The organism is Rhodohalobacter sp., from assembly GCF_034521535.1.
GTDB lineage: Bacteria > Bacteroidota > Rhodothermia > Balneolales > Balneolaceae > Rhodohalobacter.
Genome location: NZ_JAXHMF010000005.1, coordinates 1,049,361 through 1,071,244, shown reverse-complemented (window position 1 = coordinate 1,071,244; position 21,884 = coordinate 1,049,361). Strand labels below are relative to the sequence as shown.

17 protein-coding genes and 1 tRNA gene are annotated in these 21,884 nt (G+C 42.7%); 16 read left to right on the top strand and 2 right to left on the bottom strand.

Annotation, left to right across the window (positions count from 1 at the left end):
- Positions 1-426 precede the first annotated feature (426 nt).
- From U5K35_RS11680 to U5K35_RS11635, 11 genes are all read left to right on the top strand, one after another.
- Positions 427-2,871 carry a penicillin acylase family protein gene (locus U5K35_RS11680; protein WP_322571641.1) on the top strand — a complete coding sequence of 815 codons (2,445 nt, stop codon included), beginning with the start codon at positions 427-429 and terminating at the stop codon, positions 2,869-2,871.
- A 50-nt stretch (positions 2,872-2,921) separates the two neighbouring features.
- On the top strand, positions 2,922-4,922 hold the full coding sequence (locus tag U5K35_RS11675; RefSeq protein WP_322571640.1) for a glycoside hydrolase family 3 protein: 2,001 nt from the start codon (positions 2,922-2,924) through the stop codon (positions 4,920-4,922).
- Positions 4,870-5,859: a serine hydrolase domain-containing protein gene (locus U5K35_RS11670; RefSeq protein ID WP_322571765.1), complete on the top strand. Its 990-nt coding sequence runs from the start codon at positions 4,870-4,872 to the stop codon at positions 5,857-5,859. The genes U5K35_RS11675 and U5K35_RS11670 overlap by 53 nt, the downstream gene beginning before the upstream one ends.
- A gap of 12 nt (positions 5,860-5,871) precedes the next feature.
- Entirely contained in the window at positions 5,872-6,555 is a 684-nt protein-coding gene (locus tag U5K35_RS11665; RefSeq protein WP_322571639.1) for a cytidine deaminase, read from the top strand.
- Positions 6,552-7,154, top strand: coding sequence for a hypothetical protein (locus U5K35_RS11660; protein ID WP_322571638.1), 603 nt, complete (start codon positions 6,552-6,554; stop codon positions 7,152-7,154). Before U5K35_RS11665 ends, U5K35_RS11660 begins: the two co-directional genes overlap by 4 nt.
- A gap of 511 nt (positions 7,155-7,665) precedes the next feature.
- Positions 7,666-7,848: a histone H1 gene (locus tag U5K35_RS11655; protein WP_322571637.1), complete on the top strand. Its 183-nt coding sequence runs from the start codon at positions 7,666-7,668 to the stop codon at positions 7,846-7,848.
- 256 nt (positions 7,849-8,104) lie between these two features.
- Positions 8,105-8,176 (top strand) — tRNA-Asn (locus U5K35_RS11650).
- 42 nt (positions 8,177-8,218) lie between these two features.
- Positions 8,219-8,491 carry a GIY-YIG nuclease family protein gene (locus U5K35_RS11645; RefSeq protein ID WP_322571636.1) on the top strand — a complete coding sequence of 91 codons (273 nt, stop codon included), beginning with the start codon at positions 8,219-8,221 and terminating at the stop codon, positions 8,489-8,491.
- A 111-nt stretch (positions 8,492-8,602) separates the two neighbouring features.
- The gene (locus tag U5K35_RS19725) at positions 8,603-8,803 is read left to right on the top strand and encodes a GIY-YIG nuclease family protein (RefSeq protein WP_416221613.1); all 201 of its coding nucleotides are present in this window, start codon (positions 8,603-8,605) and stop codon (positions 8,801-8,803) included.
- 181 nt (positions 8,804-8,984) lie between these two features.
- Positions 8,985-9,221: a GIY-YIG nuclease family protein gene (locus tag U5K35_RS11640; protein ID WP_322571635.1), complete on the top strand. Its 237-nt coding sequence runs from the start codon at positions 8,985-8,987 to the stop codon at positions 9,219-9,221.
- A gap of 287 nt (positions 9,222-9,508) precedes the next feature.
- A complete protein-coding gene (locus U5K35_RS11635; protein ID WP_322571634.1) occupies positions 9,509-9,664 on the top strand; it encodes a GIY-YIG nuclease family protein in 156 nt (51 codons plus the stop codon).
- 419 nt (positions 9,665-10,083) lie between these two features.
- Here U5K35_RS11635 and U5K35_RS11630 read toward each other — a convergent pair whose 3' ends face one another.
- Positions 10,084-10,698, bottom strand: a complete 615-nt coding sequence (locus U5K35_RS11630; RefSeq protein WP_322571633.1) for a type II CAAX endopeptidase family protein — start codon at positions 10,696-10,698, stop codon at positions 10,084-10,086.
- Positions 10,699-10,798: 100 nt separating this feature from the next.
- On the opposite strand from U5K35_RS11630, the gene U5K35_RS11625 reads away from it, so the two are divergent.
- On the top strand, positions 10,799-11,470 hold the full coding sequence (locus U5K35_RS11625) for a hypothetical protein (RefSeq protein ID WP_322571632.1): 672 nt from the start codon (positions 10,799-10,801) through the stop codon (positions 11,468-11,470).
- A gap of 741 nt (positions 11,471-12,211) precedes the next feature.
- On the opposite strand, the gene U5K35_RS11620 is transcribed toward U5K35_RS11625, so the two are convergent.
- Positions 12,212-14,446 (bottom strand): glycoside hydrolase family 3 N-terminal domain-containing protein, encoded by a 2,235-nt coding sequence (locus tag U5K35_RS11620; protein WP_322571631.1) that lies wholly within the window; start codon positions 14,444-14,446, stop codon positions 12,212-12,214.
- A gap of 594 nt (positions 14,447-15,040) precedes the next feature.
- Between U5K35_RS11620 and U5K35_RS11615 the strand changes: the two genes are divergently transcribed.
- The 4 genes from U5K35_RS11615 (at position 15,041) to U5K35_RS11600 (ending at position 21,860) form a co-directional block, all read left to right on the top strand.
- Positions 15,041-15,613 (top strand): RNA polymerase sigma factor, encoded by a 573-nt coding sequence (locus U5K35_RS11615; RefSeq protein WP_322571630.1) that lies wholly within the window; start codon positions 15,041-15,043, stop codon positions 15,611-15,613.
- Between the two features lie 157 nt (positions 15,614-15,770).
- The gene (locus U5K35_RS11610; RefSeq protein WP_322571629.1) at positions 15,771-16,844 is read left to right on the top strand and encodes a FecR family protein; all 1,074 of its coding nucleotides are present in this window, start codon (positions 15,771-15,773) and stop codon (positions 16,842-16,844) included.
- A gap of 27 nt (positions 16,845-16,871) precedes the next feature.
- Positions 16,872-20,255: a TonB-dependent receptor gene (locus U5K35_RS11605; RefSeq protein WP_322571628.1), complete on the top strand. Its 3,384-nt coding sequence runs from the start codon at positions 16,872-16,874 to the stop codon at positions 20,253-20,255.
- 30 nt (positions 20,256-20,285) lie between these two features.
- On the top strand, positions 20,286-21,860 hold the full coding sequence (locus U5K35_RS11600; protein ID WP_322571627.1) for a RagB/SusD family nutrient uptake outer membrane protein: 1,575 nt from the start codon (positions 20,286-20,288) through the stop codon (positions 21,858-21,860).
- Positions 21,861-21,884 lie beyond the last annotated feature (24 nt).

The window sequence follows — 21,884 nt, the reverse complement described above, 5'->3', positions numbered from 1 at the left end:
TTGAATCGCCTTTCAAACGTAAAGATAAGAAAAGAAGAAGCCTCCATTTTAATTCAGGAGGATCATTTATTCCAGGATCTTATATCGAACTCACTTTAAATAGCATTTCATATGGCTTTGAGAGTATGTATTTTGAACGGAATTTTCAATCTATATTGGCAAAACTTTCTAACCTGGATTATTCACCAAGAAATTTGGCGGTATGCAAGGCGTCCCGGAAATGGGGGCGGAAACGTCCCGTACAGCTGTCGGGACGTTGAGTACACCATTTATGAGACAACGCAGCATACAGTTAAATTTCGCAGAGTACTCCTGACGAAAATTGAGCTCAATAACTTAAATAACTGTTAATTACTGTTATATATATTTCTAAATTATTTCTTCTAAAATTTGTGAATAATTCAGGCTAATTCTTTACTGAACACTATGAGAACATTTCTAAGGATCTTGCTCTTACTGCTTTTTCTGATTACCGGATTTGCCATCATAGGTGTCTACTGGACGTTTTATAAACCCCTACCCGATTATAACTCCACACTCTCGCTGAATGGATTGAATAGTCCCGTTGATGTGCACTGGGATCCTTATGGTGTACCCTATATCTATGCTGAATCTGAAGAGGATTTGTACTACACCGCCGGATACATCCATGCTCAGGAGCGATTGTGGCAGATGACCCTTCAGCAACTGGCAGCGGAAGGACGGTTTGCTGAATTTTTGGGCGAAGAGCTGGTTGAGATGGATAAATACCAGAGAACACTGGGATTCTGGGAAACGGCTCAGCGAATTGAAGAAGAGGCGTCTCCTGAAATTGTTCGCCTGATTCAAAAGTATGCCGACGGCGTGAACGACTATGCGCGGGAAAACGCCCGTGATCTACCCATAGAATTTACGCTTCTCGAAATGGAGCCGATTGAATGGACACCGACTCATACATTTGCCGTTACGCGCTTGATGGCCTGGGATCAGAACATCTACTGGTGGAGTGAACTGGCCTACGCCTATCTGGAAGGAAAAATGGAGCCAAACCAATTAGATGAGCTGTTTCCGAAATATAACGACCGCTACCCCACCACTCTGAATGACACTCAAAGCCGGCAAATAGCATCTGCCATCATGCCTATGATTTCCACAGAGAAAAAACGGCGATCCTTTCTCAAGATGGAGGGATCACAATGGGGAAGCAATGCATGGGCGGTGAGTGGAGAGAAAACAGAATCCGGCCTTCCCATTCTGGCGGGTGATCCCCACATGGGATTAAGTATACCCGGTTTCTGGTTCGAAATGCACTACAACACTCCGGAACAATCCATCACCGGAGCGTCCATTCCGGGAGCACCCTTCATTATTTTGGGTGACAACGGTGACCTAACCTGGACCATTACAAACATGATGGCAGATGTTCTGGACTTCTTCGTGGAACAAACGGATGAGGAAAATTCAGACCGTTACGTTACAGACAACAGTGGCGATACTCCTGTAACCGAACCGTTCCGGTATAGAAACGAATTGATTAAAGTGAAAGATGGAGATGACGTTCTGTACCGTGTTCGTCATACACAAAATGGGCCTGTTATCAGTGATCTGTACGATAATGAAGAGCTTTTAGGAGATAACCTGGTCTCTATGGCTTGGACGGGACACGAAGTTAGCCAGGAAAGTGAAGCGATATATGAGATGAATCGTGCGTCCGGGATGGATCAGTTTGAAGAAGCTGTAAAAAAATTCAGATCACCCGCAATGAATTTCACCTATGCTGATGCCGATGGAAACGTAGCCCTTTTCAGTGCCGGAAACGTGCCTATCCGCGATTACAATCCTCTGTTCTTCAGGAGCGGTGATGATCCCTCCTACCAATGGAACGGCTGGATTCCGTTTAATGAGCTGCCCCAACTTAAAAATCCTGAATCCGGATTTGTGGCTCATGCCAATAACAAACACCACACCGATAGCTACAGACACTACATCGGATCTTTTTGGGCACCGCCTTCACGCATATCACGAATCACCCGCTTTTTGGAAGATACAGATTCATTGTCAGTCCCGGATGTACAGCAACTGCAATATGATGCTTTTTCGGATCATGCCCGGGAAATCACTGAAGAGATTTTGCCCATGCTTCGTTCTGATTCAGACTACGATTTTTCAACCGTTCTCACCTACCTCGAGAACTGGGATTACAACTACCACCCCAACTCAACCGCTGCCACAATTTTTGATTTCTTCTTTCTGAATGTGAGCCGGAATACGCTGACAGATGACCTGGGCAAAGAGGCCTATGAAGCGCTAATTTCCTTGAATTATCTGCCGATACAAGTTATGAGCAGACTTCTTACATACAACAGCAGCTTTTTCGACATTGTGCAAACCGAGGAATTTGAAAACCGCGAAGAAATTGTACTGCTGAGCATGGCTGAAGCGGTTACGCAATTAGAGGAAATGTTTGGAGAGGAAACGATCAACTGGCGTTGGGAAAATGTAAACCAGATTAGCTTGAAACCTCCGCTTTTTGCCGAAGCCGCAGAAGATCCGAATGCACCGGGAATTTTAAAAATGATCGTAACCAACCTGATGAGCAAGGGTCCCTATCCTGTGCGGGGTAATGCCTTGACGGTAAATAAAGCTCAATATGACTGGTCGGATCCATTTGAAGTGAACCTGGGACCATCTATTCGAAGAATCATCGATTTTTCTTCTCCCGGACGAAGTTTGTCCGTACTTCCAACCGGCCAATCCGGTAATCCATTATCTACCCACTACGGCGATCAAACCGACATGTGGCTGGAGGGAAGATATCGCTACATCTATCGCGACAGTACTTTTTTCCAGGAAACGAGCTATCAGACAATGCACTTGACACCAATGCGTTAAGCAATCAATAAACTGAACGACATCTGCACCCTATTTGCCAAATCAAATTTATGATTTTATCAACTAAAACCGGTTCTCTTAGTCAACGCCCAACTTCCTATTTACTGTTTTTCTCCCTGTTTCTGATATTTTCATCCTGCAAAACATCAGAACCGGAATCGTATCGATCTGCGGCTGAACAACCTCCACTGCCTGAACCGGAAGAAGAGGTATCTGCTCCTGCTCAACCTTTAGCAGAACCAACGGATATCGATTCTCTCCTTCAGTCCATGACACTTCAGGAGAAGATCGGGCAGTTGTTTGTCTCACCGGCTTATGGCCGATTTACAAACAGTAAAGACCCTCAGTACCTGCGCCTGAAACGGTTGATTGAAAACTACCATCTGGGCGGAATCATCTTTATGCAGGGGGATGTGTACGGTCAGGCGATGCTGACCAATAAACTGCAGGATTATTCAAAAATTCCGCTCTGGATTGCTCAGGATATGGAGTTTGGTGCCGCGATGAGGATCAGTGGCACAACGCGTATTACTCCTGCCATGGGAATTGCGGCAACGGCCGATGCTTCGAATGCATATCTGAAAGGAAAAATTACTGCCCGGGAAGCTAAAGCGCTGGGTGTGAATCAGATTTTTGCACCGGTTCTGGATGTAAACAACAACCCCGAAAATCCGGTCATAAATGTTCGCTCTTTTTCAGCCGATCCTGATATGGTTTCGTTCTTTGGGCAGTATATGATTGACGGAATTGAAAGTGAAGGCGTGATGGCTACTGCAAAACATTTTCCGGGACACGGTGATACGGATGTCGACTCCCATCTCGCACTGCCGGTCATTTATCACGATTTTTCCCGGATCGACACCCTTGAATTAAAGCCCTTCAGGGAGACCATCAACAACGGTTTGAGAAGCGTAATGAGCGCCCATATCGCCTATCCCAACATCAGCCGAAACGGAAATCTGCCGGGAACAATGGATAAATCTATCCTTAACGACATTCTGATCGACTCACTCGGATTTGAAGGCCTGATTGTAACGGACGGGCTGGAGATGAAAGGTATTGCCGAGAACTACTCTCCCGGCGAAGCGGTGATCTATTCCTTGAAAGCAGGTGTGGATATGATGCTTATCAGTCCGGACGAAATGGCGGCCATTAACGAGCTGGAGCTGGCTGTAGAGCGAGGGGAACTTTCTGAAGAGAGAATTGACAGGTCAGTACGGAAAATTTTACAGCTTAAAAAGGAACATGGTTCTTTTGAAAATCCAAAAGTTGACCTGCAGAATTTAAGCAGATCCATCAACACACCGGTCTATCAAAGTATTGCAGATCGTATCGCCCGAAACTCAGTAACCATTCTGAAAGATTCCAGGGATATTTTTCCAATCCGTGAAGTGGATCACCTGAAAATTCTGGCGATTGCCCTGGCGGATGATGAGTCAGGATCTACGGGTACTTCATTCGCACGCGAGCTCCGAAAATATCATGGAAACGTTGATTTTCATGTTTTAGACCTCAGGACCAGTCTGGAAGAAAAAAGTGAAATTCTTGACGCTGCAGACGAAGCAGATCTGATACTGATCGGCTCCTTCATTATTGTCAGATCTCATCAGCCCATTCAGGTTCAGCCTGAACAGCTTCAGTTTTTGAGACAGATTATCAGCAGGCCAAGCCCATCTGCTTTGATTGCATTTGGAAATCCATATGTGGTTCGTGATCTACCCAACGCTGACGCCCATGTGATGGCCTGGTCATCCAACGGCAATCAGGTTCGCCAGACTGTTCCCGCACTATTTGGAGCCTCGGAGGTTGCCGGAAAACTACCGATCACTATTCCCGGCATGTATGACATTAGCGACGGGTTGGAATTCAATCAGTCCAACATAAGATTTGACACTCCTGAGTCAGCCGGTATGAGCACAGAAAAACTGCTTGAACTCGATATGGTAATGCAGGAAGCAATCGACGACTCAGTTTTTCCCAGGTGGTGTTGTGGGCGTGATGCGGAAAGGCGTGATGGTTTGGCAGCAGGGTTACGGTTACCACGACTATGACAAAACCCGTAAAGTTGCAGACAATGACGTTTACGATCTGGCATCCCTGACCAAAGTGATCTCCACCACTACCTCCATCATGAAACTGGTGGATGACGGCCGAATAGATGTTCAGGACCGGGTTGCAAAATACATCCCCGAGTTTGATACCGATGAGAAGCGCGAAATTACCATCGAGCAGCTGCTTATTCACACCTCAGGCCTGCCGGCTTTTCAGGTCTATGTGGACGAGCTCAAAACCCGTGAAGAAATTATTCATGCCGTTCGGAATGAGCCACTGATCAACCGGCCCGGTGAGGAATATGTCTATAGTGATCTCGGTTTTATACTGCTTGCTGAAATTGTTGAGGAAGTCTCCGGGCTTCGGGTCGATCGATTTGTTAGAAATAACTTTTTCTATCCCATGGGAATGAAATCCAGCTTCTTCAACCCTAAAAAAGTTGGGCGTTGGTTCAGCAATCGAATTCCGCCCACAGAAATTGACACTACTTATCGAGATGGTTTGGTTCAGGCCGAAGTTCACGATGAACGGGCCTGGTTTATGGACGGTGTAGCCGGTCATGCCGGACTATTCTCCTCTGCCGATGATCTGGCTAAACTTGCTTACATGTTTTTAAATGACGGTAATTTTGCGGGTGTAGATTACTTAAAACCTGAAACCATCAAACGTTTCACAGAGCGTCGATCCCCAATCAATCAGAGAGCTTACGGTTTTGATCGGAAAAGCGAAGGCTTCAGCACTGCGGGGCAGCTTACCGGCCCGAACTCATTTGGCCATACCGGATTTACAGGTACAAGTTTCTGGATCGATCCTGACGAAGAAATTGCTATCATAATATTAACAAACCGTGTTCATCCATACAGATCATACGGTAGTTCAATCAGCAGAGTTCGAGCTAAAATTGCAGACACTGTCATGCAGGCAATTGAACACTAAATTTATCGACTTATGAACAGCTACGCGCCCTTCTCCGAAATTGAAGAGTATTGCCTGGTTGAAGGCAAATCGGGATTGTTCTATCCGGGAACGAGAATTGAGAATATCTCTTTTCCACTTACCATTTCGGCAGTGCGTGCTGCAATCTGCAGTTGTCTCGCTAATGATGACCGTCCCGTATCCATCTTTCAGAACGAACCGGTTTCGGAACTTCTCGATTTTTGGAAACATGAGTATAACATCAAACGAATTGACAAACTTCCCGATTCACCCGACCTGTTTGATCCCTTGATCAAAGGCGATATTAACCTGATGGCTACACTACAGGATTTGACAAATAACTGCGTTACTCCCCATTCCGATTTTCCCGTAACGGCACTATTGGAAACTGACAATGGTTACATTGCCGGCGTGAATATTGAAGTAAGTGCCTGGAGCCTGGGGCTATGTGCGGAGCGTACAGCCATCAGCAGGGCCATAACAGCCGGCTACGGCGATAAACTCCACAGAATGCACATCTATGCTCCCAAAGGTGACTTCATCAGCCCATGCGGCTCTTGCCGTCAAGTACTGTCTGACATTATGCCAAGTCAGCAAGTTATACTTCACCACGGAAACCAAACCTCATCCACACATTTTGTAAAAGATCTGCTTCCTTACGGATTTACCAGCAGTTCAATAAAAAGAAAGAAATGAATTTTTTAGCAGTATTAGACTACGACCATCTCGATAACGGAATGTTTTTAACCGCCTTTGCAAGATCACTTGCTCAAAAAAAAGAGAGCGGTATCATTATCCACAGCGACAGTGAGTATACCGACCGGCTCATTCAAACCGGTATGATGCGGGAAGATGCAAGACTAAGAGCCATTAAGGATTTAAATCACAGACTGATTGCTCTTTTTGCAGACCAGGGTGTCTCAACCATTGGCGTGAATGGCCATCAAAAATCATTGATTAAGTTGAAGGACGACCAGATTCGAATTAATCAGGATCAGGTTCGACAGTTTCCATCGCAGCCAATGCTGTTGATATCAGGATTGGCAGAAGAACTCTCGAGGAACTCACCCAAGGCACTTTCCTTGCCCGAAATGGCGCTATCATTTCAGAAGAGTTTTGATTTCGAAAATATCATCCTGTTTAGCACGGATGAGAGTTCTTCGTTTATTAAAGGTGACTTTCCAATGAGCATCATACCGGCCGAAAAAGATTCGGCATTTTTAGAAAAACATGTACCTGAGAGTTTTAGAAGCTTCAATCATAAAGTCCAATTGAATACTCCTGATACGTTTTAAAATTCAAGCCATTCGTTTTCACTTAGCTTTATCTCTTAGATATTACATCAATCTATCGAAATTAAGATCCATAACACCAAGTCAATCAAATATCCATTTCATGAAGGCCCGTAATGAGGAAACATTGCTGAGTAAATGACCTTAACCCGGATTATTCACGAAGAAGTATATAATAAGGTGTTATAATATTGTTATTTAATCATTTACATGATTTATAATATTTCAAATTTTGGGTTAGGTTGTAGCTGCGAAATTTTACTGTGCACGACGTTAAAGTAAAAATAGCTTACTCAGGGTACCTCAGTACCCTTCCGTCACCATTTCCACTTCGCCTTGTTCACACTTAAATTTCTTGGTGAATAATCCGGGTTAAATAATTAGAAAATGGGTTTAATTGTAAATAAAACGGAAAATTTCAGTTTTTTATTTGCCCATTTACCAACGGTTATATAGTTTTGTAGCGAATTCTAGCAATAATTTGCATTAACGTTAACTAACAAAAGGAGTTATAATGAGCAGAATTGAACAAGTGAAAAATATGATTGCCGAATTGGAAGACGACATGAACAAGTTTTATGAGAAGGGAAATAAAGCAGCCGGTACAAGAGCACGTAAGCAACTGCAAGATCTCAAAAAAGTTTCTCAGGAAATTCGTCTAGAAATTCAGGACATGAAGAATTCCGGCAAAGTATAATAAGTACGTTTACACGACTTTAAAGCCGCTTTTTAAAAGCGGCTTTTTTTATTTAAAAAAAGTTCAAAAACTTTTAAACATCGCTTGACATAGGTTACAACAACGCCTTATATTTGTGCCCGTTCGACACAATCAAACGTGTTGAATAACTGTCGCTCTTCAGTGGCAGAGTCCCGAGAATTCGGGAACTGTTATCCCGACAGTGGTCGGGACGCAGGTTCGAATCAATGGTGCTAAAAAATTTTGACATATTTATTCCTCGGTAGCTCAGTGGCAGAGCAGTTGACTGTTAATCAATTGGTCGTAGGTTCGAATCCTACCCGGGGAGCACAAAGCCGATCAACGCAAGTTGGTTGGCTTTTTTTGTTTTATGAGATACTTCCTCTACATACTCCGCTCTGAAATTAAAGAAACCTACTATGTAGGTATGTCCAACAATCCGGACAGACGACTTCACTTTCATAACACTGATGACAGGAAAGCGCACACAAGTCGTTTTCGTCCCTGGAAGATTGTGTATACCCAAGCATTTGGAACAAAAGAAGAGGCTTTTGCAGCTGAGCAGAAAGTAAAAAGCTGGAAAAGCAAGAAGATGATTCGCCTGCTTGTCGATGGCGAGATCAACATCAAAGATTATCTGTAGTATGGCAGAGCCGTTGACTGTTACTCCGACAGCTGTCGGAGCGTAGGTTCTCCATAAATTCTTAGGGAGCACAAAGCCGATCAACGCAAGTTGGTTGGCTTTATTTGTTTTATGAGATACTTCCTCTACATACTCCGCTCTGAAATTAAAGAAACCTACTATGTAGGTATGTCCAACAATCCGGACAGGCGACTTCACTTCCACAATACCGACGACCGTAAATCTCACACCAGTCGATACCGTCCCTGGAAGATTGTGTATACCGAGCATTCTGGAACAAAGAAGAGGCTTTTGCAGCTGAGCAGAAAGTAATAAGCTGGAAAAGCAAGAAGATGATTCGCTGCTTGTCGATGGCGAGATCAATATCGAGGATTATCTGTAGTATGGCAGAGCCGTTGACTGTTACTCCGACAGCTGTCGGAGCGTAGGTTCTCCATAAATTCTTAGGGAGCACAAAGCCGATCAACGCAAGTTGGTTGGCTTTTTTTGTTTTATGAAATACTTCCTCTACATACTCCGCTCTGAAATTAAAGAAACCTACTATGTAGGTATGTCCAACAATCCGGACAGGCGACTTCACTTTCATAACACTGATGACAGGAAAGCGCACACAAGTCGTTTTCGTCCCTGGAAGATTGTGTATACCCAAGCATTTGGAACAAAAGAAGAGGCTTTTGCAGCTGAGCAGAAAGTAAAAAGCTGGAAAAGCAAGAAAACACTCCGGCCTTGATTGGTGGAGGATTAGCATGGTTTGCATCACAGCGTGGGAGAAATCGCAATATCGGCTCCCTTGGGAGCGATCGATGTTGTGTAACCGCGCGGGCAAACCTTGCCCGGAAGCAATCACCGTCCGGGAGCTTTTGATTACTTTTGGCGGTCCAAAAGTAATAAGAGAAACATGAGTAGGTGGGGTTTAATTATAACATTTATAATGATTCCAAGATTATGTGGATAGTGTAAGGGTTCACCAATAATCAAAAAGCCAATCAACACAAGTTGGTTGGCTTTTTTTGTTTTATGAAACATTACCTCTACATACTCCGCTCTGAAATTAAAGAAACCTACTATGTAGGTATGTCCAATGATCCGGACAGACGGCTTCACTTTCATAAAGCGGGCGACAGGAAAGCACACGCCGGCAGGCTGAATGGCTATGGATCTGAAACAAATTAGCAAAAAAAAGAGGATTTTGGGTATCAGCCAAAATCCTCTGTTGATTTGTTGAGAAGCGTTGCTCACACGCTACTTCGATGATTTCAATCTTATCTCTGATTTTTCAACTCTCTCAATAAGTTTTATACATTGCTCTCTGTATAAGGACTAGAATTACTTGTATCCTTACTGACTGTCTATAATTTATCCGAACTTCTTTAAACCAAAAAATAGTGTTCTCTAACTTCAATCGGATTAAAGGTATAAGTACTCTAACAAAAGTGGCAGAATTTACCCGAATATTAAGAGCCTTTAAAGTTAAGCGCCTGGAGAGGGACCAATCGAAAAAAAGATATGAAGTGATATGCTGTTTTGTAGTCTATCCTGTAATGGACAACACGAATTTGAGTACTTATTGCAAGAAACAGACCTTCAATTTCTTAATCCTTCCCCCTCCTCCTCTTCGCCCACTCCAGCATCACCAAATCATATATGGCATGTGCAGCCATTGCTGAAATAAGTCCTGAGAATTCGTATAGAAAACCCAGCATCATGCTCAGGGAAAAGAGCATCAATCCAAACAGAATGTGTCCGGCCGACTTAAACTTAAAATAGCCGTGTATGGCAATGAAAATGATAGAGGTGATCCAGATACCGAGTATGGGCTGGATCGCTCCGCGAAACAGGATCTCCTCCCCAGCACCGGCAAAGAGTGAGATTTGAACTCTGTCGAAAGGTGAAAATTTCGTATTGGCGATGACCCTGAAAAGAGCAAAATCGTCCAGTACATCTGCAATCGGAGATCTGGAAGATAGATACATAACCACAAGCGCCGCAGCAATACCCGCACTTATACCAATTGCTATTTGAACAGTAATGGAGTAGCCGTGCTCAAAGATTTCCCGAAAACCGTCTTCATGGAAAATGTAGATTAGAATCAGAGAGAGACCTAGATAAAAAAGAAAGGAGAGCAACGACATTCCGAACATATTTGTGTCCGTTAAATCCTCTTCCAACTGATATTGGTTTTTTTCTTCCATCCTTAACTTTGCCAAAAAGTTTTTAAAAAAAAGCGTTCTCCTATTTACTACTTTGAAACAAACGACTTAAAATACAGATATCAATCCCTGAATCAATTCACTAAACATTTAAAAAATGAGTAAAGCTATAAAATTTGGACTGGGTGGAATATTGGCAATCTTACTGATCGGTTTTTTAGTGCTCACCATGTCTGTCGACTCCATCGTTAAAACCGGTATCGAAACCGTTGGTTCTGAAATGACGGGAACCGCCGTAACTGTAGAAAGGGTGTCAATCTCTCCTTTTTCAGGCAGTGGAACCATAAGCGGTTTTCGTGTAGAAAATCCTGATGGATTTGAACAAGATTACGCTCTGGAAATAGATGATTTTAGCATCGAACTAAATATTCTTTCTCTATTCAAGGACGAAATCGTAGTACGGAATATTAAAGTCGTTTCACCTTCAATATATGTGGAGCAGAAGATGCCTGAAAACAATCTGCGCACTATTATGAATAACATCGAGTCTGTATCATCAGGAGAAGCATCTGAAAAATCTCTTGTGATCGAGCATTTTATTATGACTGAGGGAAGTGCGGATCTATACACACAGATTGGAGGCGAGCGGTCGGCCCGTGTCGAAATTGCACAGATCGAGCTGAATGACCTGGGTCGTGGCGGTGCTCAACAGGCCGTTGAAGATGTGATCAAGGAGATCGCGGAGAAAGTGGTTAACCAATCGCTGAGAGCTGCAGCCGAAAGCGGTGCGGAACAGATTCAGGATGCTATTCGGGACTTCTTTAATTGATGGAAAGTTCATGCATTCATTTACTTAACGTGAGTTCGGGATAAGAATTTGAAAAAGTGTCTCCATTCCATAAGGACTGAACGAGGGTGATTTTTAGATTTCAATGCGGATTTATTATTAAGAAATTAACTCATTGACCTAATTCAACCACACTTGCCTTCAGAAGCTTCAGCGAAGGCAGGTCTAAATCCCCTGACATTACCCATATACTTATAATTTTAGTATTGTAAATGCATTAAAGGCAATACATTATATCGTTTTTTTGTGATGGAAAAATCAGGAGCAACCTATTCACTCAACCTTTTTTAAAAGAGAGAAAGAACCCTCCGGCCTTGATTGGTGGAGGAGTAGCATGGTTTGCATCAAAGCGCGGGAGACATCACAATATCGGCTCCCCTGGGAGCAATCGATGTTGTGTAACCGCGCGGGCAAACCAGGCCCGGAAGCAATCACCGCCCGGGAGTTTTTGATTCCTTTTGGCGGCCCAAAAGGAATAAGGGAAACAGTTTAATCTGTGGATGTACTTTATATCATTTTTAATGATTCCAAGATTGTATGGGTAATGTCAGCCTAAATCCCCTCCTTGAAAAAGGAGGAGACTTCTCACATTACAAAATGTCAATGATTTTACATCGAACTCACGTTACTTAAGTACAAAACAGATTATCTATAAAAATGGCGGAGAAAAATAAAACTCCGCCTTATGCTTTTACAACCTCAGTACTCCTATTCAATCTTATCTCAGTCAAGCGGTTTTTGTAAATAAAATTCTGCTTTTTCTGAACCTACTCGAAGTGTAAAATCTCCCTCTTCCAGAATCGGTTTACCATCAAAGCCCGGATAGCTCAAATGTGTTTGTGGATCAATGGTGAGTGTCACATCCTTCGTTTCGCCAGGCTCAAGTGTAACCCTTTCAAAATGAGCCAGTTCTTTAATCGGTCTTGAAATTCGTCCAACTTCATCGGTCAGGTACCACAACACGGATTCTGTTCCGGTACGATTGCCCGTATTGGTCACAGATATTTTAGCCGTAATTTGCTGATTTACATCTAAAGTTGTCTCACTTAATTCCAGATTTTTATAATCAAAATCGGTGTAGCTTAAGCCATAACCAAATTCCCAGATCGTATGAGCTTCACTGTCCACGACAATGTCATTGGCAACGGTTTCATCAAAATAGTATGCGGCGCTGGGCTTGTGATTGTATGGAATAAAGTGTCCCACAAACTGCGGATAGGAAAAAGGCAGTTTCCCGCTTGGATTTACCTGACCGCTAATTACGTGTGCAATCGCTTCGGCCCCTTCAAAACCCGGCAGACCCGCCCAGATTATAGATTCCGTTTCGTATATAATTTCATTGATCACTCTTGGGCGTCCGGCAACTAAGACGAGCACTGCCGGTTTACCCGTTTCGTTGACCGCTTCGATCATATCCAGCTGATCTTCATCCAGTTTCAGGTTCGTGATATTGCCTACAAACTCCGTATAGGGCTCTTCCCCGGCAGCTATTATGATTGCATCCGAACTTTCAGCCAATTCGTTGAACTCTTTCCTTGTTTTGGAATATTTTTTTCCGATCGACTCCATACTGATTACCTCCGTATTCGGGAATTCATCTCTTATTGCATCAGCAATGGTTTTCATCGATTCGGGATAACGCTCTTCAGCCGTACCCTGCCAGGCAAGCGTCCAGCCACCGGCCAGATTTCTTTTATTCTCAGCCGTTGGTCCGACAACCAGCAGCCTCTCAACACTTTTTGATAGTGGCAATACATTGTCATCATTTCTCAACAGCACCATCGACTCCTCTGCTGCCTTCAAAGCAAAGGTTTTGTGAGAATCACTGCCAATTTCATCAAGTGATTCACCGGATGGGTACGGATGTTCGAATAGCCCCAGCTCAAATTTGAGCTTCAAAATTCGCCTGACTGATTCATTCAGCCGTTCTTCGGTTACCGATCCGTTATTGACCAGTTTTAAGAGACTTTCATTAAAATCCAGGGAATTCGGCGTCATGCTCATATCAATACCGGCTTCGATGGCCTGCAGGGTAGCTTCATCATAATCCCGGGCGGTTTTGTGAAAATTGTGAAGTTTTCCAATATCTGCCCAGTCCGTTACAATCACACCTTCAAATCCCATTTCATCTCTGAGTAAACCTGTGAGCAACTCTTTGGATGCGTGGACCGGGATTCCATTCACTTCACCGCTGTTTAACATCATGGTTTTCATACCGGCATCAATCGCTGCTTGAAATGATGGTCGATGAAACTCATGGATAGTCTGCATAGACAGATCAACCGGTGTACGATCCCAGCCTGATCTTGGCACAGAGTATCCGAGAAAATGCTTTCCGGTAGCCGCTAACTTATATGGGAAAAGATCGTGATCGCTCTGATAACTTTCTACAAACGAGCGGCCCATTTCAGAAGCTAAATGAGGGTCTTCACCATAGGTTTCGTAAAATCTCGGCCAATATGGATTTCTTCCCAAATCCAATACCGGTGCAAAGTTCCACACATGACCCAGTGTTCCGGATTCAAGAGCCGTAATTCTGCCGGTTTGCCGAGCGTGTTCGGTATTAAAAGTAGCACCAAGATTGATATTATGTGGAAAAATAGTGCTGCCTTCTAAATAACTTGCTCCGTGCATATGATCAATACCATATATAATTGGAATACCCAGCCGGGTCTCCTCTACAGCTATTTTTTGAAGCCCATTGATATAGTCCAGCCACTGCTCAGGAGGTACAGCCTCACCATTCAGGAACGAACCGATGTGATGATTTTTTAGCAGATTTCGCGCTTTTTCTGCATTCAGATTCACATCACTCTGTACCCTTTCATTATTTATTTGGGTGATATTGAGTTGAGTCATCTGCCCAACCTTCTCTTCAAGTGTCATTCGTGAGAGCAGGTCATCTACTCTTTCTTCTGTTGTTAAGGAAGGATCTAAATATTGCTGAGCGTGGACCATTGAATTTTTACTAATTAATAATATGAGACTGAAAAATAGAATTGCCGGTAATCTGTAAATCTTAAAATATGGACATCCCGAGGCAGCAAAATGAATATGCATGTAATTAATTATTATGAATATTTAGAAAGTCTGATCAACATTTTATTTCGTACAGTAGACTGATCGACTTACGAAAATTGGATCAAAAATTTGACGGTGCTTTTTACAACCCAAACCGTAGACACATTTTAATTTATGAAGACAAATTCACCAGGTTTACTAATCTGAAAACATCTTTCATACACGATATTAAATTTACAAGATGTTATTTCCCAAATTCAAAAGATTCCGACCTTTTTGATAAAAAGATGTGCAAAATCATTCACATCAATTACTTATACAAATAACCACCCCATCGTTGGCAATAGTAACGACCGATTTCAAAGAAAGGGATATTAAATAACCAATCAATTAAAGATAATTAGGTCTAAAATGTATTAATAGTAGTTTATTTTCATTAATTTGTTTTAGTGTTTGTAAAACATTTTTTTAAAAATGTAAAAGCGGTTAAAAGCATCAATCTAGTATTAATATTGTGCACTGTGTAAACGGATGGAGTGTAAAAAAATTAAATACCAAGAATCAGAGTTAGATAGCCTTTGGACAAAAGTGTTGGCAGGTGACAAAAATGCTTTGAGCCAGCTATTTAACAAAACATTCGACTCCCTCTATAATTATGGATATCGAATAATCCCGGATTCTGAAAATGTCAGGGATGCCATACAGGAAGTGTATTTTCAAATCTGGAAATACCGGGAAAACTTAACACACCCTGATTCAGTACGCTCCTACCTGTTTATCTCCTTACGCCGCGAATTATTGAATAAGAAGAAATCCCATCAACGAAGAGATCTTCTTAACAACAAATACTATATCGAAGAGTTTGATGCGCTTATAAGTTATAACAATTGGGACGAGATACTGAATCTTGAAGAAGAAGAGAGTAAAGAATTAAAAAAATCGATTGAAAATTTAACTCCGCGACAAAGAGAGGTTATTTATTTAAAGTATTACGAAGGGCTGTCTACTGAGGAACTTTCTCAAATTTTACAGATGCGCGCACAGAGTATCTATAATTTGGTGTTTGAAGCGATCAACAACCTACGATTTTTTCTCGATAAGTAGAACATCCGGCAAGATATATCATTTCATATCTTAAGTAATTTTAGAGATTTAAAGCTCTCCTTTTCGTTTTTGAAAGAAAATCTATAAAAAACCGAGTAGATATCACATTAGCTTCCCTCTTTACAAGGAGAACACAAACATTTAACAAAAAGATAATATGCCAACTCAGCTTTCTAAACTTTTAATGAACGACTCCTTTGTGCGTTTTCTGAAAGGAAAAGCATGTGAGGAGGAGGAAGCTCATTGGACTGATTGGATGCAGCAAAGCAGACAGAATGCCCTCTATGTTGAGAAGGGACGGAAGTTATTGAATAGAGGTGTGCAAACGTTGCCAAAACCGGACTCAGGTGCAGAATTCTTGCATTTGATGAAACGAATTGAATCTAAAGATCAAACAAAATCTTTTAATCGTTCGCGAAACAGGTCCAGAAACATGGTCTGGCTGACAATGGCTGCAGCTATCAGCTTATTGCTTTTGACAGGTTATCTGGCTCGCAATTCGTTTTTACAGAATAGCGCTGCAGAACCTGTCCAGGTGGTTTCCATTGAGTATAAAGAATTTGAAACGGAAACCGGTCAAAAGACCACCGTTCAATATTCAGACGGTTCGATAATCACCCTCAACGCTAATTCAAAAATTCGTCTCCCCCAGAAAATGGTGGAGTCTGATACCATGCAGGTATGGCTTGAAGGTGAAGCACTATTCAACATCACCCGGAAAGAAGCATCAGAATCCCGAACATTTATCGTACACACACCTGACGGAAGAATTTCCGTATTGGGTACCCGATTCTCTGTTAATACAACAAGAAATCAAAGTCAGGTTGTATTGACTGAGGGAAGTGTGAAAATCAGTGCTTTGGAAGAAGCTGAAAAACCAGGGTTGGAATATGTTATGACTCCGGGAGAAAAAGCGCTTTTCTCTCAAAGCTATGATAATATTCAGGTTGAACAGGTAAATACAGAGGTATATACATCTTGGGCCGGCAGTAACCTGGTTTTGGATAAGACACCTCTTTCAGAATTGATCACAAGAATCGAATTCACATACGATGTTGAGGTGATTGTTGAAGATCAAACACTATTGGATAAACAACTTACGGGCAGATTTAATAACTCTGATTTAACCTTTTGGCTATCAGGGCTTTCAAAAATGCTTGAAGTAGATATCGATCAGCAAGAACAAACGATTTATATCAAAGAAAAAACAGATTCAGGTAGTACTGAATAATTAATAATGACTTAAAACTTAAGTGATATGAAAACTAAAATATCCTCCTTGTTAGTTTTGCTCATTTTCCTATTTAGCGTAAGCTCATTAGGGGCAAAACAAACAGAACAGTACGTTTCAAGTGCAGACATTTTGTCGACTCAGAAACCAGAGAAAAAGGTAAGTTTAGAAGAGACCTTAAATAAAATTGAAAACGGATACGATGTGATCTTTCTTTACCAATCCAATTTGGTGAAGGGAAAGTCAGGTAATGCCGAATCAATTGAGGGCTCATCTGTATTTGAAGTTATAGACAGGGTATTAGAACCCCACAATTTAATTTCAACGTACATCGAGAACCGAACCTTTGTGATTTCCAACATGGAAGAAGCTGAATTGGAAATACCCGCAGATTCTGTAATGGGTGTGGTTACCGATGCTTCAACCAACCAGACATTACCGGGTGTAAACATTCTCGTTAAGGGAACAGTTGACCGGGGTACTACAACGAACGTTGATGGACAATATATCTTACGCAATATAGAACCTGACGACACACTGCGTTATTCATACATTGGTTTCGAGACAGTTGAGATGCCGGTCGATGGACGAAGTGAAATCAATGTTTCTCTCCAGCCAAGTGTGCTGGAATCAGGAGAAGAGATTGTAGTGGTTGGCTATGGAACCAAAAAGAGAAGTGAAATTACAGGTTCCGTTTCATCAGTCAGCTCCGAAACTATTGCAGAAACACCGGTTCTTCGTGTAGAACAGGCTCTTCAGGGCCGTACAGCAGGTGTTTTTGTTTCAAATCAATCCGGACAGCCGGGTGAAGCCCCCACCATTCGAATTCGCGGCGCCGGTACAACCGGAAGCGCTGATCCACTTTACGTTGTGGATGGAATGCCGGTCGGTGGAATCGATTATTTAAATCCGGGCTCTATCCAATCTATTGAAGTTCTGAAAGATGCTGCCTCCGCCGCTATCTATGGTGCACGTGCAGCTAATGGAGTAGTATTGATAACAACAAAATCCGGAAGACCTGATGAAACAAGCGTTACATATGAAGGATATGCCGGTATTCAGAATCCTTGGAAAAAACTCAATGTACTGGATGCCCGTCAATATATGATGATGATGAATGAAGGTGCAGCCGCTGCGGGATTAACCATGCCATTTCCAACTTCTCCTGATGTATCGGGAGGCACTGACTGGCAAGAAGCTGTATTTAATGACAACGCGCCAATGACAAATCACCAGATCACCATTTCAGGCGGGAATGAAAAAACTCAATATTTGACCGGATTTACAATTTTTTCACAAGAAGGAATTATTGGCGGTGATAAATCGCAGTTTGGACGAAATACGTTCAACTTAAAACTGAATACAAAGGTAAGTGATGTGTTTCGTGTTGGTAACAGCCTTAACTATTCACGAATTAACAGAAATGCAGTTCTGAGTAATAGCGAATGGGGTTCACCTCTAAGTAACTCTCTGAACATGGATCCCCTCACTCCTATCTACGAGACTGATCCGGACAGGTTGAGCACGTTTCCAAGCAATGCCGTTCAAAATGATGGCAGACATTTTGGGATTTCAAGATATGTGACCCAGGAAATTGTAAACCCACTGGCTCGCTTAGAGGTTACCCATGGTGAAACTCAGGTAGATAAGCTGGTAAACAGCACATTCGCTGAACTTAGCTTACTGCCAAATTTAGTAGTAAGAAGTCAGTTTGGAATTGATGCCGCTTTTGTAAAAAATGAAAACTACGTACCAACCTACTATTTGAATTCCTCACAAAATAACAGTGAGTCGTTAGTAAGTAAGGGTGAGAATCGATGGTACACCTGGAATCTGGAAAACACCATTACGTATCAGCAGGATTTCAGAAATCACAACATTGAACTTTTAGGTGGTATTTCTGCACAAAAAGTTCAGTTCGAAGATCTCTTTGGATCAAAATCCAATCTGTTGATGCAGGATCCTACAAACGCGTTTATCAACGTGGCATCCGATGAAGAATCGATGCGCACGGCGGGTGGAGCTTACAGTGAAAGGCTGCTCTCTTACTTTGGCCGAGCCGACTACAATTTTTCCGACAGATACCTTCTTACTACGGTTCTTCGGGTTGACGGTTCTTCTAAATTCGGTTCAAACAACCGATATGCGATCTTCCCTTCTGTATCGCTGGGATGGATTATGAGTAATGAATCCTTCATGGATGATTATGATTATGTCAACTTGTTAAAGCTGCGCGCTTCATGGGGACAAAACGGAAACCAAAACATAGGTAACTTCGCCTATACCTCCACAATAGCAACCGGTAACGGTTATACCTTTGGAGACGGTGAAACGTTTACAACCGGATCAGTTCCTTCAAGCGTTCCTAATCCAAACCTTAAATGGGAAACTTCCGAACAGCTGAACTTTGGTGTTGACTTAGGACTATGGCAGGATCGTCTTATCATTAAAGCAGACTACTACCAAAAAGATACCAAAGGGTTGCTTGTACGAGCTCCTATTCCGGGTCACGTAGGTAACAACGCCCCTATCATAAACGGCGGAAGCGTTACAAACGAAGGTTTTGAGTTCAGTGTAGACTACCGTAATTACAACAACGAGTTCAACTATAATGTTGGTCTGAACTTTGCTCTGAATAAAAACGAAGTTACAAATATCGGAAATGCCGAAGGTGTAATTGTAGGAACCGGATTTGCTACATACGGTATTGTAACAAGAGCGGAAGAAGGCTTCCCAATTGGATATTTCTGGGGATACGAAACCGATGGATTATTCCAAACTCAGGACGAGGTTAATGCCTACACAAACAATGAAGGAGGCCTGATTCAACCATTGGCTCAGCCCGGAGATGTTCGATTCAGAGATCTGGATGGGAACGGCCAAATTGACGATGCCGACCGGACAATGATCGGTAATCCAACACCGGATCTGACATTTGGTATGAATTTTGGAGCCAACTACAAGCAGTTTGATCTGTCAATCTTCATGCAGGGAACATTGGGTAACGAGATATTCAATGCCACTCGCCGACATGATCTGACCACGACAAATATGCCGGCTTCATACCTCGAACGCTGGACAGGCCCCGGTACATCAAACGATATACCTCGATTTACCTGGAATGACAGCAACGGTAACTGGTCAAAAATTTCTGACCTTTATGTAGAAGACGGATCCTACCTAAGAGTGAAGAATGTGCAGGTAGGTTACTACATTCCTACGAATGTTCTACAGAGCGTAAGTATAAAACAGGCAAAAATTTATCTGTCTGCAGAAAATGTATTTACGATTACCGGATATAGCGGATTTGATCCTGAAATTGGATCAGCATCAGCACTCAGCGTAGGTGTTGACCGTGGAGTCTATCCACAAGCTCGCAGTTTCCGAGTCGGTGTCAACCTTACATTTTAATCGTATTATCCACACTTAAAACTTTTGATCATGAAAACCTTAAGAATAACACTAGCTTTTTTGATAGTCACTATTGCAGGCTTTGCAAGCAGCTGTGACAGCTTCCTGAGTGTAGACCCGCTGGACCAGCGGACAGAGTCTAACTTCTATGAAACACAGGCAGATGCACAGGAAGCATTGGTTGCAATTTATGACGTACTTCAGTGGAATACGGTAATTGGATTCCACGTACCGGAAATGTTGAGCGACATTGCCTCTGATGACGCCTACGCCGGCGGTGCCAGCCGAAATGATGCTCCAAACATAATTGAAGTGGATAAACACAACATCCGCACAACCAATGGAGAAATTCACGGACTTTGGCAAAAATATTACACAGGTATATACAGAGCCAATAAGTATCTGACAGAGGTTGAAGGACTGGAGTTAGATGATGAAGCTTTCAAAGTACGTACCATGGCTGAAGCTCGGTTTTTGAGAGCCTACTACTATTTTGATCTGGTTCGTTTCTTTAGAAATGTTCCACTCATTACCGTACCGCTCGATGACCCTAATGAATACAATCAGCCACAAGCCGACCCATCAGAAGTCTATGCACAGATTGCACAGGATCTCCTCGCTGCAATCCCGGACCTTCCGGAAGAAATTGCTTCCAATGAGACAGGACGTGCCTCTAAATGGGCTGCACAGGCTCTGTTAGGCAAAGTATATCTCTACTACTCAGGTGTATTTGGTGAAGATCTGCCTGCCGGTGGCGAAACCGTAACTCAGGCAATGGCAACTCAGATGATTGATGACGTAATAAATCTTAGTGGCCACGACTTGGTTGAAAATTACGGAGATCTCTTTACCCCGGAGTTTGAATTTAGTGAAGAGTCTGTTTTTGAGATTTCCTACGCAGATTCAAGGCCATGGTACGATTGGGGATATATTCAAGGTGGTGAAGGAAATATGGCGCCTCAAATGCAAGGCCCACGAGTTGATCAGCCCGCTGATGAAGACTATCAAAGAGGTTGGAGCTTCTCTCCGGTAACCCAGGAGCTCGTAGATGCTTTTGATAGTGCCGATCCGCGCCTTGACGCAACCGTACTTTTTGAAAGTGAATTGAACGAAGGAATTTCAATTGGTTATCAGCACACCGGAAAGTTCACACAAAAATACACAACTCATAAATCTTACACTCCGTCTGACGGACAGCTTGAGCTAAATTGGGGTAACAACTACCGAGTTATTCGATTCGCAGATGTGCTTCTGATGGGTGCCGAACTGCACTTAGACAGTGATCCTGTACAATCCAAGGCCTATTTAGACCGCGTAAGAGAACGTGTGGGAATGCCGGAAGTAGCAGCGACGATGGAAAACATACGACACGAGCGCAGATTAGAACTGGCCATGGAAGGCCACCGATACTGGGATCTTCAGCGATATGGACAAAATATAGCTGAGCAGAATATTTCCATACCGGGTGCTGTAAAGCAAGACTATCAAGGTGATGCCCCCGATTTCGAAATATCATACAATACAGCGAAATCAGGCCTGTTTCCTATTCCTCAAAGCGAAATTGACATTTCAAACGGTCAACTTCAACAGAATTCGGGGTATTAATATGTTGCCCGTCTTAAACACAAA

Excerpts from the sequence above, each read along its gene's own strand:
- U5K35_RS11680 (WP_322571641.1), top strand. The coding sequence starts at position 427 with ATGAGAACATTTCTAAGGATCTTGCTCTTACTGCTTTTTCTGATTACC.
- U5K35_RS11675 (WP_322571640.1), top strand. The coding sequence starts at position 2,922 with ATGATTTTATCAACTAAAACCGGTTCTCTTAGTCAACGCCCAACTTCC.
- U5K35_RS11670 (WP_322571765.1), top strand. The coding sequence starts at position 4,870 with ATGCGGAAAGGCGTGATGGTTTGGCAGCAGGGTTACGGTTACCACGAC.
- U5K35_RS11665 (WP_322571639.1), top strand. The coding sequence starts at position 5,872 with ATGAACAGCTACGCGCCCTTCTCCGAAATTGAAGAGTATTGCCTGGTT.
- U5K35_RS11660 (WP_322571638.1), top strand. The coding sequence starts at position 6,552 with ATGAATTTTTTAGCAGTATTAGACTACGACCATCTCGATAACGGAATG.
- U5K35_RS11655 (WP_322571637.1), top strand. The coding sequence starts at position 7,666 with ATGAGCAGAATTGAACAAGTGAAAAATATGATTGCCGAATTGGAAGAC.
- U5K35_RS11645 (WP_322571636.1), top strand. The coding sequence starts at position 8,219 with ATGAGATACTTCCTCTACATACTCCGCTCTGAAATTAAAGAAACCTAC.
- U5K35_RS19725 (WP_416221613.1), top strand. The coding sequence starts at position 8,603 with ATGAGATACTTCCTCTACATACTCCGCTCTGAAATTAAAGAAACCTAC.
- U5K35_RS11640 (WP_322571635.1), top strand. The coding sequence starts at position 8,985 with ATGAAATACTTCCTCTACATACTCCGCTCTGAAATTAAAGAAACCTAC.
- U5K35_RS11635 (WP_322571634.1), top strand. The coding sequence starts at position 9,509 with ATGAAACATTACCTCTACATACTCCGCTCTGAAATTAAAGAAACCTAC.
- U5K35_RS11625 (WP_322571632.1), top strand. The coding sequence starts at position 10,799 with ATGAGTAAAGCTATAAAATTTGGACTGGGTGGAATATTGGCAATCTTA.
- U5K35_RS11620 (WP_322571631.1), bottom strand. The coding sequence starts at position 14,446 with ATGGTCCACGCTCAGCAATATTTAGATCCTTCCTTAACAACAGAAGAA.
- U5K35_RS11615 (WP_322571630.1), top strand. The coding sequence starts at position 15,041 with ATGGAGTGTAAAAAAATTAAATACCAAGAATCAGAGTTAGATAGCCTT.
- U5K35_RS11610 (WP_322571629.1), top strand. The coding sequence starts at position 15,771 with ATGCCAACTCAGCTTTCTAAACTTTTAATGAACGACTCCTTTGTGCGT.
- U5K35_RS11605 (WP_322571628.1), top strand. The coding sequence starts at position 16,872 with ATGAAAACTAAAATATCCTCCTTGTTAGTTTTGCTCATTTTCCTATTT.
- U5K35_RS11600 (WP_322571627.1), top strand. The coding sequence starts at position 20,286 with ATGAAAACCTTAAGAATAACACTAGCTTTTTTGATAGTCACTATTGCA.